At 41.1% G+C, this 14,072-nt stretch carries 14 protein-coding genes; 12 read left to right on the top strand and 2 right to left on the bottom strand.

What is annotated here, in order from left to right:
- Window positions 1-296: 296 nt before the first annotated feature.
- Window positions 297-665 (bottom strand): helix-turn-helix domain-containing protein, encoded by a 369-nt coding sequence (locus JFN88_RS02900; protein ID WP_199017783.1) that lies wholly within the window; start codon window positions 663-665, stop codon window positions 297-299.
- 312 nt (window positions 666-977) lie between these two features.
- Window positions 978-1,322 carry a hypothetical protein gene (locus JFN88_RS02895; protein WP_199017782.1) on the bottom strand — a complete coding sequence of 115 codons (345 nt, stop codon included), beginning with the start codon at window positions 1,320-1,322 and terminating at the stop codon, window positions 978-980.
- A gap of 183 nt (window positions 1,323-1,505) precedes the next feature.
- Here JFN88_RS02895 and JFN88_RS02890 point away from each other — a divergent pair, with 183 nt between their 5' ends.
- From JFN88_RS02890 to JFN88_RS02835, 12 genes are all read left to right on the top strand, one after another.
- The gene (locus JFN88_RS02890; protein WP_199017781.1) at window positions 1,506-2,261 is read left to right on the top strand and encodes a YveK family protein; all 756 of its coding nucleotides are present in this window, start codon (window positions 1,506-1,508) and stop codon (window positions 2,259-2,261) included.
- Entirely contained in the window at window positions 2,242-2,925 is a 684-nt protein-coding gene (locus JFN88_RS02885) for a CpsD/CapB family tyrosine-protein kinase (protein ID WP_199017780.1), read from the top strand. The genes JFN88_RS02890 and JFN88_RS02885 overlap by 20 nt, the downstream gene beginning before the upstream one ends.
- A gap of 336 nt (window positions 2,926-3,261) precedes the next feature.
- Window positions 3,262-4,170 (top strand): UTP--glucose-1-phosphate uridylyltransferase GalU, encoded by a 909-nt coding sequence (gene galU, locus JFN88_RS02880; RefSeq protein WP_199017779.1) that lies wholly within the window; start codon window positions 3,262-3,264, stop codon window positions 4,168-4,170.
- Window positions 4,167-4,859, top strand: coding sequence for a sugar transferase (locus tag JFN88_RS02875; protein ID WP_199017778.1), 693 nt, complete (start codon window positions 4,167-4,169; stop codon window positions 4,857-4,859). Before galU ends, JFN88_RS02875 begins: the two co-directional genes overlap by 4 nt.
- A gap of 49 nt (window positions 4,860-4,908) precedes the next feature.
- Window positions 4,909-5,814 carry a glycosyltransferase family 2 protein gene (locus JFN88_RS02870; RefSeq protein ID WP_199017777.1) on the top strand — a complete coding sequence of 302 codons (906 nt, stop codon included), beginning with the start codon at window positions 4,909-4,911 and terminating at the stop codon, window positions 5,812-5,814.
- Between the two features lie 16 nt (window positions 5,815-5,830).
- Window positions 5,831-7,066, top strand: a complete 1,236-nt coding sequence (locus tag JFN88_RS02865) for a glycosyltransferase (RefSeq protein ID WP_199017776.1) — start codon at window positions 5,831-5,833, stop codon at window positions 7,064-7,066.
- A gap of 19 nt (window positions 7,067-7,085) precedes the next feature.
- Window positions 7,086-8,495, top strand: a complete 1,410-nt coding sequence (locus JFN88_RS02860) for an O-antigen ligase family protein (RefSeq protein WP_199017775.1) — start codon at window positions 7,086-7,088, stop codon at window positions 8,493-8,495.
- Complete coding sequence (locus JFN88_RS02855) at window positions 8,489-9,652, top strand: glycosyltransferase family 4 protein (protein WP_199017774.1); 1,164 nt, start codon at window positions 8,489-8,491, stop codon at window positions 9,650-9,652. Before JFN88_RS02860 ends, JFN88_RS02855 begins: the two co-directional genes overlap by 7 nt.
- Window positions 9,649-10,407: a sugar phosphate nucleotidyltransferase gene (locus JFN88_RS02850; protein ID WP_199017773.1), complete on the top strand. Its 759-nt coding sequence runs from the start codon at window positions 9,649-9,651 to the stop codon at window positions 10,405-10,407. Before JFN88_RS02855 ends, JFN88_RS02850 begins: the two co-directional genes overlap by 4 nt.
- A gap of 23 nt (window positions 10,408-10,430) precedes the next feature.
- Window positions 10,431-11,426, top strand: coding sequence for a dTDP-glucose 4,6-dehydratase (rfbB, locus tag JFN88_RS02845; RefSeq protein ID WP_199017772.1), 996 nt, complete (start codon window positions 10,431-10,433; stop codon window positions 11,424-11,426).
- Between the two features lie 18 nt (window positions 11,427-11,444).
- Entirely contained in the window at window positions 11,445-12,953 is a 1,509-nt protein-coding gene (locus JFN88_RS02840; RefSeq protein ID WP_199017771.1) for an MOP flippase family protein, read from the top strand.
- A complete protein-coding gene (locus tag JFN88_RS02835; protein WP_199017770.1) occupies window positions 12,953-14,050 on the top strand; it encodes a hypothetical protein in 1,098 nt (365 codons plus the stop codon). Before JFN88_RS02840 ends, JFN88_RS02835 begins: the two co-directional genes overlap by 1 nt.
- Window positions 14,051-14,072 lie beyond the last annotated feature (22 nt).

The raw sequence follows: 14,072 nt of genomic DNA, 5'->3' as shown, positions 1-14,072 counted from the left end.
CAAACGTTTTTCGCTATAATAAGCTTTAATAAAGTAAAGCACCTTGTATGAGAAAGAAGAGATATTAATGTGGGCGGGGAGTTGGAGATGGCTCATGGTTGACAAGAAGAAAGAAGAAGAGAATGATTACCCTACTTCTGTGATCTTGGACATCCGATCCATTATGGAGCAAATGGGTTTGGAAAATACGCAATGGCCTGAAGTCTTGTCACCTAGGCGAAGCAAAACAAAGACCCCCTGCGATTAAGGGGGTCTACCAGACTAGGCTATCCTAATTTAAAGCCAAAATCAAAATGTTATTTCATCATACGCTCCGCCCGGACAAAAGCAATGAATCGTCTTGCTTCTTCTGGAGTTAGTTTGAGGCCGTCAATGGTTAAGGAGAATTTCTCTAGAATTTCGTCGTCGGAAAGCTCCAATTGGTCCACAAAATCACGTATATGATCATCAAGAATTTGATGAGGAAGTTTGGTACGACCAACCAGATAATCTACAGATACCTGAAATAGATCGGCAAACTTCAATAACGTCTCTGTATCCGGCTCTCGCCGGTTTTTTTCGTAATGAGATAAAGCGGCGCGTGAAATGCCAAGCATTGCCGAGGTCTGCTCTTGTGTCCAGCCACGCTCATCTCTGAGTTTCGCAATACGTCCTCCAGTGTCCATTATTATCCCCCTAACACTATATAATTGTATATTAATACGTATGAAGAGGAAATGCATTTATTGAGACAAATCGTCGCAAATTTTATGAAAACTTGTGAAAAAGGTATTGACATGTTACGTACTGTATCGTAAAGTAAGACTTATAAAAGATACAATTCGTATCAAACTTTAGTATAAAGATGCCCGTTTTCTGGATGAAATATTCCCATTAAACCTTGAAATATTGATTTGGATTGGATGTGAATAATGCTGAATGTGAAACCACCAAATAGCAAAAATCGACATCCTGTTCGACTTCATTTGACTCATGGGTTAATCGCCTTGCTGGGAATTAGTCAAGTGAAGGGACAGTCCATGCAAAGTAAACTTTGCAAGATAGTGGTGAGTCAAATTGGCATTCATGATATGACGTTTATAACCATTTTGGATTTCCCAGTGACCCAGCAATACGTGGTAAATGTTCAACTGGAGATTGGCAATATCGTACATCAGTTGTACGGACAAATCATCTGGAGAAGGCCTATGGATTATTTGACCGAATACGGAATTGTATTTATAATGCCGCTTGCCTCGAAGCGCTCCCTGATCTACTCCCTTAATCACATTCTTATTCGGCAGAGTCCCCAGCAGCACAAAATTCACAGGATGTATCGGCAAATGAATGCAACTCACTATCCTTTGGAGAATCGTCGGACCCTGTAGTTCGCTCCGTTTGCATGACGGGTAACTGGTAATTTCAATATTGCTTTTTTAATTGTTCTTTTAAGCATGATGAAATGAATATTATTTCACTAGGATTAATAGATTTTTGATATTCAGAGAACAGACGGAGGTATAGAAGTGGAGCTCATACAGTACATGAACATTATCAAGAAGAAGCTTTGGCTAATACTGGCTATTGTCGTTGTGGCTTGTGGTGGAGCAGCCGTCAAAAGCTATCTGCTGACGACGCCGATTTATCTGGCCAGCGCTAAGCTGATCGTCAATCAAGCAACCCAAATCGAGGGCACGCCCACCGTCAACTATAGTTCTGTACAGACAAATATTATGCTGATTAACTCTTATAAAGAAATTATTCGATCTACCGCCATTACTTCTAAAGTTGTAGAGCAATATCCGGAGTTGAGAATGGGTGCGAATCAGTTGGCCAGAGGAATTTCAGTGAATGCAGCGAGCAATTCCCAGGTCATGAGCATTGCATTTCAGAGCTATTCTTATGAGCATGCCGCCAACATCGTCAATGCAATCGCGAAAGTTTTTAAAGAACAAATTCCGACCATCATGAAGGTTGACAATGTTACGCTGTTGAATGAAGCGAATCCTGCCGACAATGCGGCGCCGATAAATTCAAGCCCGATAATGAACATTCTGATCAGCGTGATCGTTGCCCTGCTGCTTGGCATCGGGCTTGCCTTCCTGCTCGATTATCTGGATGACAGTATCAAGTCCGAAGAAGAGCTGGAGAGGTACTTAGGCCTGCCGGTGCTCGCTTCAATTACGAGAATCCAAAAGGAAGATATGCGCACAAACCGCAAAACCGCGAGCTCTTACAAACAGGAAGCAGGTGAAGGCAACTATGCGACGCTCAATCAATGACACCAACCTGGTTACACTGACCAATCCCAAATCTCCGATCTCAGAAGCGTATCGAACGTTGCGAACCAATATTCAATATTCCGCGATAGACACTCCCATTCAAGTTGTAATGGTGGTCTCGACGCAAATGGATGAGGGCAAGACGACAACAATTACCAATCTGGCGATTGCTTATGCTCAAGAAGGCAAGCGGGTTTTGCTGATTGATGCCGATATGAGGAAGCCCTCCATTCATCATGTGTTCTCCTTGACGAACCGTGTCGGGTTATCCAGTATTCTCTCCAATCAATTCAATGTTCAAGATGTTATTTCCGATACTACGGTAGATAATTTATCGATTATTTCTGCAGGTCCGATTCCGCCTAACCCTTCCGAGATGCTTGGCTCCCAGAAGCTGAAGGTATTAGTAGCGGAGATGCGTGAATACTTTGACATGATTTTGTTTGACACGCCGCCAATCATGGCAGTTACGGACAGCCTCATTCTGAGTGCCCTGTGCGACGGAGTCGTGTTGGTTGTCCAGGCGGGCAAGGTCAAGAAAGATCTCGTAAAAAAGACGAAAGCAAGCTTACAGCATGTGAATGCGCCAATACTTGGCACTGTGCTGAACAATGTGGCGGGAAGCAGCGGCAAAATTTACCATGATTACTATGCCAAGAAGTAAAGATCCGGAATGAAGGATCAGGTAATGCCTACTAAACCTTTATCATTGTAGGCACTCGGTCACGCTGTGGGCCCGACTGGGCCTTAGACATGAATTGTCGAGGGTGTGATGTGAGGTTGGGTTAAATGCCCTGAGTGAAACGAAGCTTTTGCCTATTAAAGGATGGCAAAACCGTTACACATGAAAAGTATAAATAACACCTTTTAGGCATGGCGGTGATGGCGATGGAGCTTTCCTGCGTTGAAGCAGAAAGAAGAATCATTTGTGCACCCCTGATTTAAGAGGTGTTATTTATGTTTTTACACAAAAAAAGATCAAGGATAGGGTGATGGAAAAATGAAAAAGGTCAGAAAAGCAATCATACCTGCTGCTGGTTTAGGAACTCGTTTTCTCCCCGCAACGAAGGCGATGCCCAAGGAAATGCTGCCGATCGTAGACAAACCGACTATCCAGTACATTGTCGAGGAAGCAATTGCCTCTGGTATCGAGGATATCATTATTGTAACCGGTAAAGGGAAACGGGCTATCGAGGACCATTTTGACCATGCGTTTGAACTGGAGCACAACCTGTTTAGCAAAGGGAAATTTGATCTGCTGGATGAGGTTCGGAGATCCTCTAACGTAGATATTCATTACATACGCCAGAAGGAAGCCAAAGGACTCGGGCATGCCGTATGGTGCGCACGCAATTTCATCGGCAATGAGCCGTTCGCGGTCTTGCTCGGGGACGATATTGTACAGGGCGACATACCATGCATCAGGCAGTTAGCCGAGCAATATGAACATACAGGCAAGTCTGTTATCGGTGTGCAGACTGTACCTGCCAATGAAACCCATCGTTATGGAATTGTAGATCCGACAAGTCATTTGGATCGGCTATATGAGGTCAATCGTTTTGTAGAAAAACCGCCACAAGGCAAGGCGCCTTCCAATCTGGCTATCATGGGACGGTATGTGTTGACGCCTGAAATCTTTCATTTCCTGGAAGAGCAAGAGATTGGCGCAGGCGGAGAGGTTCAACTCACCGATGCCATTCAAAAGCTGAATACCATTCAGGGTGTTTATGCTTATGAGTTCGAGGGCGTTCGTTATGATGTTGGAGAGAAGTTGGGGTTTATATTGACGAGTCTTGGTTTTGCTTTGAAAAATGAAGAGCTGCGCATTCCACTGCTCAATGCCATTGAGGAAATGGTTGGAAAGGAGAAGCTCAACAACCTGCTTGTCAGCCGGGGTGAGAGAGGATGAGTGTAAGCGCTGGAAGGGATGAGGGACAAATCGCCCTGGAATCTCGAACCTATTATGCTCCGGTAGAAAAAGAGAAGAAGTACTCGTTCTATCGCTTCGTCAAGCGAACGCTTGATATTGCAGGAGCTGCTGTAGGGCTTATCGTGCTGTCTCCGGTACTGCTTGTCATAAGTATCTTGATTAAGCTTGACGATTATAAAGGCGCAGTGTTGTTCCACCAAATTCGGGTCGGCATTAATGGCCGTGAGTTTAAAATGTATAAATTCCGCTCTATGGTCCGTGATGCGGAGCAACTGCTGGATAGATTGAAAGACCAGAATGAAATTGAAGGCGCGATGTTCAAGATGAAGAACGATCCCCGTGTAACACGAATCGGTCGATTCATCCGGAAAACAAGCATTGACGAACTCCCCCAACTTGTTAATGTACTCAAAGGTGAAATGAGCCTGGTCGGTCCGCGCCCGGCACTGCCGAAAGAAGTTGCGGAGTATTCCAGCTACCATAAGCAGCGTTTGCTGGTGACTCCTGGATGTACCGGTCTGTGGCAGGTTAGCGGACGAAGCAGTCTCAGCTTTGAAGAAATGATTGAGTTGGATTTGAAGTATATTCAAAAAAGAAGTATCTTTTTTGATCTTTGGATTATTTTGCGGACAGTGAGAGTACTGTTTGGTTCGAAGGATGCTTGTTAGAGAGCATTGCTTAGGTCTATAGGTAAATAAAACGGGAGGTTGTGAAGCCTTGATTTCAGTTCTGATTCCTACCTATAACGCTTCTCATGATATCCGTTCATTATTGACGAAGCTATATGAACAAGATATAGGGCAAAATGAGATGGAGATTATTGTTATCGACTCATCCTCAACAGACAGTACGGTAGAGATTATTCGTCATGAATTCCCGAAAACAGTTCTTGAAATTATTCCAAACGAAAGTTTTGATCACGGGGGTACGCGTAACAGGTTAGCAGCAATGGCCACAGGCGAATTCTTGCTGTTTATGACTCAGGATGCGATCCCATATGACCTATCATTGCTTTCCAGTATGCATAAGGTTTTTAACGATAAGCAAGTTGCAGTATGTTTTGCCAGACAGATTCCTAAAGATGACGCTGGAGATTTGGAGATTTTTGCGAGAGGGTTCAATTATCCTGAAACTTCCCTTCTTAAAACTAAATCCAAGATTGAACAGTTAGGGATAAAAACTTTCTTTAACTCTAATGTTTGCAGTATGTACAGGAAAGAATACTTTAACACACTAGGCGGCTTCCCTGAGCGGATTATATTAAACGAAGATATGATCTTCGCATCGAGGGCAATCTTCAAAGACTTATCTGTCTATTATTGTGCTGAGGCAAGAGTGTACCACTCACATAATTACACAATAAAACAGCAATTTAAGCGTTATTTCGATATCGGTATGGCCTTCAAAGACACAGAAGAACTGTTTAAAAATATTTCTAATGAAAAGGAAGGTATGAAGATGATCGTTAGGCAGACGAAATATCTGCTTAAACGGAAAAGGACGCATTTGATTGCTTATGCTTTAGCGGAAAACATATGTAAATTATTCGCTTATCAGCTTGGGAAGAAAAACCGATTATTTCCCTACCAGATCAAGAAGCAGTTCTCTGCTTATTTAAAGTAAAAAAAGTGGTGATTATTTGAAACCGAAAATGCTTGTTGTCAGCGCTCATCCCCCACTCAAAGATTCAAAAGAAGCGGGACAAAAGGTTTTTTTTAATTTTATGAAATTTATTTCTGAATTTGTAGACATTCATCTCATTTCGATTGTGAATTCAGAGGAGCACAACTGGGGGCTTAAGGAAAGTTTGTCTGAATTGCAATGTTCTGAACTGAAATTAATTGAGGTAAGTGCCCTCCAAAAACTGGTGAACTGTTTCCGCTATCCATTCAGAGCAATTCATTATAATACAAAAGCATCATCCAAGATAGTCATTGAAATGGCAGCGTTGCTGGAGCAACATAACTACAAGTATATTCATTTTGAATGGGAACAAATGATTCAGTATGTAACAAAGGTAGATAAAACACTACTCTCGAATAGCAATGTCTCGGTTACTTGTCATGATGTTATGCATCAAATGTATGAAAGGAAAGCGAAGACAGGAAAGCTTGGATTGCTTTACAAATTGCAGACCAAACTATGTATTAAAAATGAGAAGAACTGGTTCAGCAAGATTGACCATATTTTGACTCTGAATGATAAGGATCGCAGGCTAGTAGAAAGTTTAAAGTTAGACAGCAATGTTCGAGTTGTACGCCCATTTTACCATAAGACCCCTGATGTGAATATTGGACGTAAACAATATGATTTAGTATTTTTCGGTGCGCTGAATCGAAATGAAAATAATGATGCGGTGATTTGGTTTATCAATAAAATATTCCCCTACATTATGAAAGTAAATCCTAAAACCAATATGGTGATAGTGGGGAACGGGCCTTCCAAGGAATTGCTGCAAATTTCACGAAGTTATCCAAATATTAAAGTAACAGGGTTTGTCGAGAATCCGTATCAAATCATTGCCGATTCCCGAATTGGTATTATTCCTCTTCGACTCGGTGCAGGCATCAAAATCAAGTTATTAGAATCTATGGCTTGTGGAGTGCCGGTAGTTAGCACATCTGTAGGAGCGGAAGGTACGGATTTCACGGAAGAAGACGGATTATTTCTTGCTGAAGAAGAATGTCTATTTGCAGAAAAAGTGCTGCATTTATTAAGCAATCCGGATTATTCATTGCAGATGGGAGAGAGAGCAAGATTATCTATTGAAGATGTGTACAGCCGCGAGGAATATGTAAAGAGCATATCCGAGGCATTTAATGTAGCTATAGAAAAAGACTTTATTAAGGAGGAGAATATGGTCCCTGCTCTTTGAAAAAAGGAGGGCTTCTATTATGGAGGGGGAAAATACGCTCATTTTAAATCATAAGGAATACAGCTATTTAAAGATATTTTTTTTTCTTTCCTTAATCTTGTTGCCGGTAAACGGGTTTCCGTTAGGATTATATAATGAATTGCTTCTGGAATTAGGTTTTTATCCCTATTTAATTCTTTCCCCGTTGATTGCAGTTCTATTATTGAAAAGGTTCTATTACAACTCGTTTGTTACCAAGATTTTATTAGTGTTTGTCTATTGGAATATTGTTAGCGGGTTTGCCAATATGGATTCAATCCTTAACTCCTATTATAAGCAAACTTTTGGACTAACCCGATATTTATCACAACTGCTTATGGTTTCTATTGGGTATATGATCGTTCTGTTCATATCAACATTGATTGTCAAATATAAAATTACTTTACAGCAGATTTCAAAGTACATCATTATTTCCATTAAAATATGTGTGTTAATTGGATTGATTGAAATTTTAGGGAAAGTTATTGGAATTAATATCTTTCTTGAACTCTATCGATTAATAGCTACAGCTATTAATCGGGGTAAATTTATACCGGACCGAATTCACAGTATTTCTGGTGAGCCAAGCTGGTATGGGATGTTCGGCGCTTTTGCATACCCGTTTTTGATTTATGTAATAGTAAAGGAAAAGAAGCACTTCATGCTTCTTTTTTTATTTCTGGTGACAATCTATTTTACCCAATCCAGAACGATGTATTTTATTATCCTTCTTCAGACTATTTTCTTTTTACCGATCTTAATGAAACGGACGTTGCTTAATAAGAGAAATATAGGAGTTGCATTTGTCGCAGCAGCCTTAGTTGTTGGTGTTGTTCTTACCAATGAGGAGGTTTTCGCCCAGACAACAAGTCAATTGACGAGTACTTTGAAATCTGTCAATGATTTTAGTTTAGGCTCAACAGAAAGTTATTCGTCGATGACAAGATTGGGCATGCAGACCACGGCGTTTAATATGGGTAAGGATAATTTCTTTTTTGGTGTTGGTCAAGGTCAATTTATGTTTAAATTTCAGGAATATGTACCTGAGTGGGCATTAGGGGCTTATGAAATTCAGGATGCTTTAAATCCTTTAAAGCGCAAGTTTCCCCAGGCGCACGGAATGTTTACCAGGATTTTCGGGGAGCTGGGAGCTATTGGACTTATTGTTTGGCTGATGCTATGGATCATGTGTATTGTGAAGCTTTTTGCTCTAAGGCATTCAGTCGGATCTCAAGAAAAAACTGAAATTTATATTTTACTTGGTTTAACATTTGGTGTGCTTGCGTGCGGAATGAATGTAGATTCGTTTCGTATGATGGTGGTATGGATTACATTAGGGATAATAGCGGGCTGGTATCTGCTGGTTCAAAAAACTTTACAAGACCATAAGGAAAAGGAAAAAATATGCTGAATATACTGGTTAGCCACTCGTTATATTCCCCTGATATTATTGGTGGAGCAGAAGTTTCAACAAAAATCTTGGCAGAAGCTCTGGCTAAAAAAATGAAGGTTCATGTTATGACAGTCGGCAAGCATAATAAAAAGCAAGGTGTACTTCAGGATGCAGTTAATGATATTCCTGTCTACAGGCTCCCTAGTCATAATTTGTACTGGTATGGAGATCCAAGCTCAAATAAACTCGTGAGAGGTTTATGGTATTTAAGAGATATTTACAATACGGATATGTATAGAAATGTTGAAAAAATTATCCGGACTGTGAATCCATCCGTTGTCCACACTCAAAAAATAGCTGGTTTGACCTTTGCAATATGGATGGCAGCCGGGAAGTTACGCATTCCTGTAGTTCATACTTTGCGGGATTACTCACTCTGTAATCCTTTTTACTACCGTGAGGCTGCTCGTTACTTTAGCAGGAAAGTTTCAGCTGTAATCGGAATCTCCGATTTTATCTTGCAGGAGCATCTGTCAGCAGGAATGTTCGGGCAGGCTGAGCGACATGTGGTTGCAAATGCAATTGAGGGAGAAATACAATCGTCAACCAAACAATATCATGGTCCTCTTAATCTGATTTATTTTGGGAGGTTAAGTATTGAGAAAGGGATTGAGCATCTAATACGATCGGTGATGAATTTACCTGAAACCGTTGTTGGCCGTCTAATAATTTGCGGAGACGGACCTCAGTCAGAAATGTTACGAAATTTGTCTTCATCGGATAGTAGAATTGAATTCACTGGTAAAATGACGGGTGCAATTTTGCAGGAGAGGATCAAGCAAGCGGACCTCACCGTACTCCCTTCTGTATGGGACGAACCTTTCGGTCGTGTAATTATTGAGTCCTATCAGCTCGGCACACCCGTACTTGGCTCTCATGTTGGTGGAATACCAGAAGTAATAGCTGATGATGCCTTCCTCTTTGAGGCGGGCAATCCGCAAGCCATTTCGGAGAAGCTTATACGATTCCATGCTTTAAGTAGACATGAGAGAGTGGAAATTCAACAAAAGTGTCTGGAGCATTGCGAGCAATATACCGTAGATAAAATGCTGGATAAGCATTTAGATTTATATCACCACATTATAAATAAATTCAAGGTAGGGGTGGAAGTATGAAAGGTGTCATTTTGGCGGGAGGAACGGGTTCCCGATTATATCCATTAACGAAGGTAACCAATAAGCATCTATTGCCTGTAGGATCATATCCGATGATTTATCACGCTATCTATAAATTAATTGCAGCTAACATCAAAGATATTCTTATCGTGACTGGGCGAGATCACATGGGAGATGTTGTGAATCTGCTTGGAAGCGGCCATGAGTTTGGTGCTTCTTTCTCCTACAAAGTCCAGGATCAGGCTGGAGGCATTGCTCAAGCTTTAGGTTTGGCCAGAAGCTTTGTAAAAGATGAACCTATCATAGTGCTGCTAGGGGACAATATTTTCCTGGATTCATTAAATGATTACATTAACAATTTCAAACAACAAGGGACCGGAGCGAAAATTTTATTGAAGGAAGTTGATGACCCTGAGCGTTATGGAGTAGCAGAGTTAACAGGCAAGATTATCAGTTCGATTGAAGAAAAGCCGAAGCAGCCCAAAAGCTCGTATGCTGTAACCGGAATTTATATGTATGACAGCAAAGTATTTGACATTATTGACAAGCTTGAGCCATCAGGCCGTGGCGAACTGGAAATAACAGATGTCAATAATGCTTATATTTATCAGGGGGAGCTAACCTATGATATTCTGGAGGGCTGGTGGACAGATGCAGGTACGCATGAGTCTTGGGCCAAAGCTAATGAGATGGTTAGAAACCACTTGTTCGATCTGACATTTGGCAAAAAACAGACAGCTTCATCCATATCATGAAGCTAGCTTAAGGAGAGAGAAAAATGAATGTATTAGTTACAGGCGGAGCAGGCTTTATCGGCAGTCATTTTATTCGTTATATGCTGAAGCGGTATCCGAATTACAATATTATTAATTTCGATAAGCTTACATATGCCGGTAATCTGGACAATATTAAGGCTGTGGAGCATCTGCCTCAATACCGTTTTTTCAGAGGAGATATTACGAATCCACAAGCGGTTAGGGAAGCTTTGGAACAATACGAGATTCAAGCCATTATTAATTTTGCCGCAGAATCTCATGTTGATCGGAGCATCAATGATCCCGGGGTTTTTATTCAGACTAATGTGGTGGGAACCCAGGTATTGTTGGAAGCAGCACGAGAATTTAATGTTGCAAAATATATTCAGATTTCTACAGATGAAGTGTACGGTTCATTGGGGCCAGAAGGGTACTTCACTGAGTCTTCTCCGATAGCCCCTAACAGCCCTTATTCAGCAAGTAAGGCCGGAGCAGACTTGCTTGTAAGAGCCTATCATGAGACTTATGGGATGAACTGCAATATTACACGCTGTTCCAACAATTATGGACCTTTTCATCATCCCGAAAAGCTCATTCCATTAATGATTGTTAGCGCAATGCAACAGAAGAAGCTCCCGGTTTATGGAGATGGTTTGAATATTCGGGATTGGCTGCATGTGGAAGACCATGCATCCGCTATCGATCTGGTGCTTCACCAAGGACTGCCTGGGGAGATTTATAATATTGGAGGGCATAATGAGCGGCGCAATATTGATGTTGTCAAGCTGATCCTTCAAGAATTAGGACAGCCGCTTGATTTGATTTCATATGTGGAAGATCGCAAAGGTCATGACCGGAGATATGCGATTGATCCGTCTAAAATTGTTCAAGAACTAAATTGGCAGCCAGTTTATACGTTTGAGGAGGGTCTGCGGGAGACAATTGAGTGGTATCAGACCAACCAAGAGTGGTGGACAAACATTGGCCGTAAAAAACAAGCGGCTGAATCTTATATTTAACAGAAATAAGGGATCTATATGAGTGAACTGAAGAACCAGACATTATCAGGGTTTAAGTGGAACGGACTGTTGGTATTTACGAATTTGATTCTCAATTCATTAATGATTTTTATACTGGGTTATATTTTAGAGCCGGGGGATTTTGGACTCAGGGCCATTATAATTTTTGTGCTTGGTCTGTCGAAAATTATAACGGATTTTGGTATTTCACAAGCCATTATTCAGCATGAGCAGGTCACTCGTACGGAACTGAATAGTATATTTACTGTAAATGTTCTATCTGGAGTTATTATGTTTCTATGCGTTAATCTCTCAGCATCGCTGCTTGCAGAGTATTATGGAGCGGGGGAGTTAAAGGCATTGCTGCATAGCGCTTCCCTTTTATTTTTAATCGAGCCGCTTGGAGTTGTATTTATAGCTTTGCTTGAGAAACGGCTTCAATTCAAACAACTGGCACTGATTAATATGAATAAAACCTGGATTATGAATGTAACCATTATTTTATTTGCCCTTCTCGGATTTCAGGTTTATTCCTTTATCATCGGCCAGTTTCTGTCTTCCCTTTTTATTATTATCTCTTTATTTTGGATTTTTAGAAAGAATAAGGATTGGTTCCCGACTTTATATTTAAATTTCAGAAGCCTTAAACCATATTATGCATTTGGAATATATGTTTCCGGCAAAAATATTTTGAACTACTTTGGGAGAAATTTTGACGAATTAATCGTGGGCAAACTGCTCGGTATCGATCTGCTGGGCTATTACTCTTTTGCCAAGCAAGTGCTGGATAGAGTTATTGATTTGGTTATTCAGATCAGTACAAAAGTTACATATCCGGTATTTTGCAAAATACATCAGGGTGAGAACGCAGTTGTTCAATTTAGAAAAATGTATTACAAAATGACACATTTAGTGGCTTCAGCAGGTCTACCGGTTTTTGCAATACTCTTTCTTGTGATTCCCACTGCCGTCCCGGTTGTGTTCGGTGATAAATGGGAGCCGTCCATCATTGTGATGCAGGTCCTGGCTTTGAAGGGGATGGTCGATATTTTGTCTGCTGGTTTTGCAACGAATGCATTGTATGCTCATCATTCTTCAAAGACGGCTTTTTATGTAGATCTGATTTTGCTTCCAGTTAGGTTAATTACCTTGGTTATTGCTTGTTACTATGGATTATCGGCTGTTGCTATCGCATATTTGTTGTTTGTCTTCTTAAAGGCCGGCATCTTGCAGGTACAAGTAAATCGGGTTTGCCACATGTCATGGGGGGAATACTTGTCGCAACTTCGTTCCCCATTTCTAATTGCATGCGGGCTCACTATTATTAGTTATGGTGTTCAACAGTTTATTGATCAATTATGGTTGACAGTATTCATAGTGCCTGTATATGCAACATTATATGTCCTGCTCACGTATCGGTTTAATCCGGCGATATATAAGGAAGTTGCCAATGAAGTTAGACCAATGTTCAACAAATTGTTCAAGCGCAAACAGAAGAATATCATTCGTGATGGGATGGGAATGTAATGGTAGCTGAGTGGAAGGAAATTGTTATAGGCAGTGCAACCCGCGGACTCGAGCTCCAAGGGAAGAAGGGGGATATGCCTCCGGGCCACAATGGCCCATGGAATGATCCGCAGACTCCAGTGCGCAACACCGCACACTGGAGTCTTCTTTTTTTGGAGGCCTTCAAGCACACTGGCAATGAAGCATTTAAAGATGCTGCATTAAAAGCAGCTGGCTATTTGGCCTCCCATGAAGCCAGACCTATGAATGCAACATTTTATTGTCGTTATGCGGGCAGCAAGGATTTTTGCAACGGCTTAATTGGTCAGGCATGGGTCATTCAGGCCTTGCTGTATATAGGTGAACACTTTCAGCAGCATCAATATATTGATTTGGCCCAGGAAATTTTTTTGCTTCATGAAATGGACCATTCTTCGGGTCTGTGGAGGATCCGAAATGTGGATGGCTCCATCGGCGGAATTAGTCATACATTTAACCAGCAACTGTGGTTTGCGGTGATGGGAGTAATGCTCAACAAGCTTCAGCCCAATAAAACGATTGAAGATCGTACAAATCTCTTTTTTGCCAAAATGATGGATCACCTCCAGCTTGCCCGTTCTGGTCGAATTATACATGTCATAGGTCATGTCCGATTGAGGTACAGAATTATTAAGTCCGTTTATCGTTTGTATTTTAACCGTCATCAGCGAGAGCATCAATATTTGTTAGAGCACGGCTATCACAGCTTTAATCTGTATGCCTTTGCGCTTCTTTATCATTCTGTCCCTGACCATTTTATATGGAAGATGGGCAATGTCAGGAATATGCTCAAAAGGGCGATTGATTATACGAAAAATCCAGAGTTTAAAGCAACGATACAGAGGAACAAATATTCATCTCCTTATAATCCGGTAGGAATTGAGATGGCCTGTGTATTGACCGTCTTTAAGGATTATTTAGAAGACTCAAATATCCAAGAAGTTCGAGAGTGGAGCAGACTTCAACTTGAGCAACATTATGATCACGAGCAGCATCTGATGAATCAGAATACAAGTGACCCGGATACCTTGTCTGCAAGACTATATGAAGCAGGATTAATACTGGAGAAGATCGGATAATTTGTGTGAAGGAGTTTAATTC

It is taken from the genome of Paenibacillus roseus (assembly GCF_016424485.1).
Classification (GTDB): domain Bacteria; phylum Bacillota; class Bacilli; order Paenibacillales; family Paenibacillaceae; genus Paenibacillus_D; species Paenibacillus_D roseus.
Note: the sequence above shows the minus strand (reverse complement) of the source record. Positions and strands in the feature narration are given on the sequence as shown.

Coding starts and splice junctions, on each gene's coding strand:
- JFN88_RS02900 (WP_199017783.1), bottom strand. CDS start 665: ATGGACACTGGAGGACGTATTGCGAAACTCAGAGATGAGCGTGGCTGG.
- JFN88_RS02835 (WP_199017770.1), top strand. CDS start 12,953: ATGGTAGCTGAGTGGAAGGAAATTGTTATAGGCAGTGCAACCCGCGGA.
- JFN88_RS02850 (WP_199017773.1), top strand. CDS start 9,649: ATGAAAGGTGTCATTTTGGCGGGAGGAACGGGTTCCCGATTATATCCA.
- JFN88_RS02875 (WP_199017778.1), top strand. CDS start 4,167: ATGAGTGTAAGCGCTGGAAGGGATGAGGGACAAATCGCCCTGGAATCT.
- galU (WP_199017779.1), top strand. CDS start 3,262: ATGAAAAAGGTCAGAAAAGCAATCATACCTGCTGCTGGTTTAGGAACT.
- JFN88_RS02860 (WP_199017775.1), top strand. CDS start 7,086: ATGGAGGGGGAAAATACGCTCATTTTAAATCATAAGGAATACAGCTAT.
- JFN88_RS02855 (WP_199017774.1), top strand. CDS start 8,489: ATGCTGAATATACTGGTTAGCCACTCGTTATATTCCCCTGATATTATT.
- JFN88_RS02840 (WP_199017771.1), top strand. CDS start 11,445: ATGAGTGAACTGAAGAACCAGACATTATCAGGGTTTAAGTGGAACGGA.
- JFN88_RS02885 (WP_199017780.1), top strand. CDS start 2,242: ATGCGACGCTCAATCAATGACACCAACCTGGTTACACTGACCAATCCC.
- rfbB (WP_199017772.1), top strand. CDS start 10,431: ATGAATGTATTAGTTACAGGCGGAGCAGGCTTTATCGGCAGTCATTTT.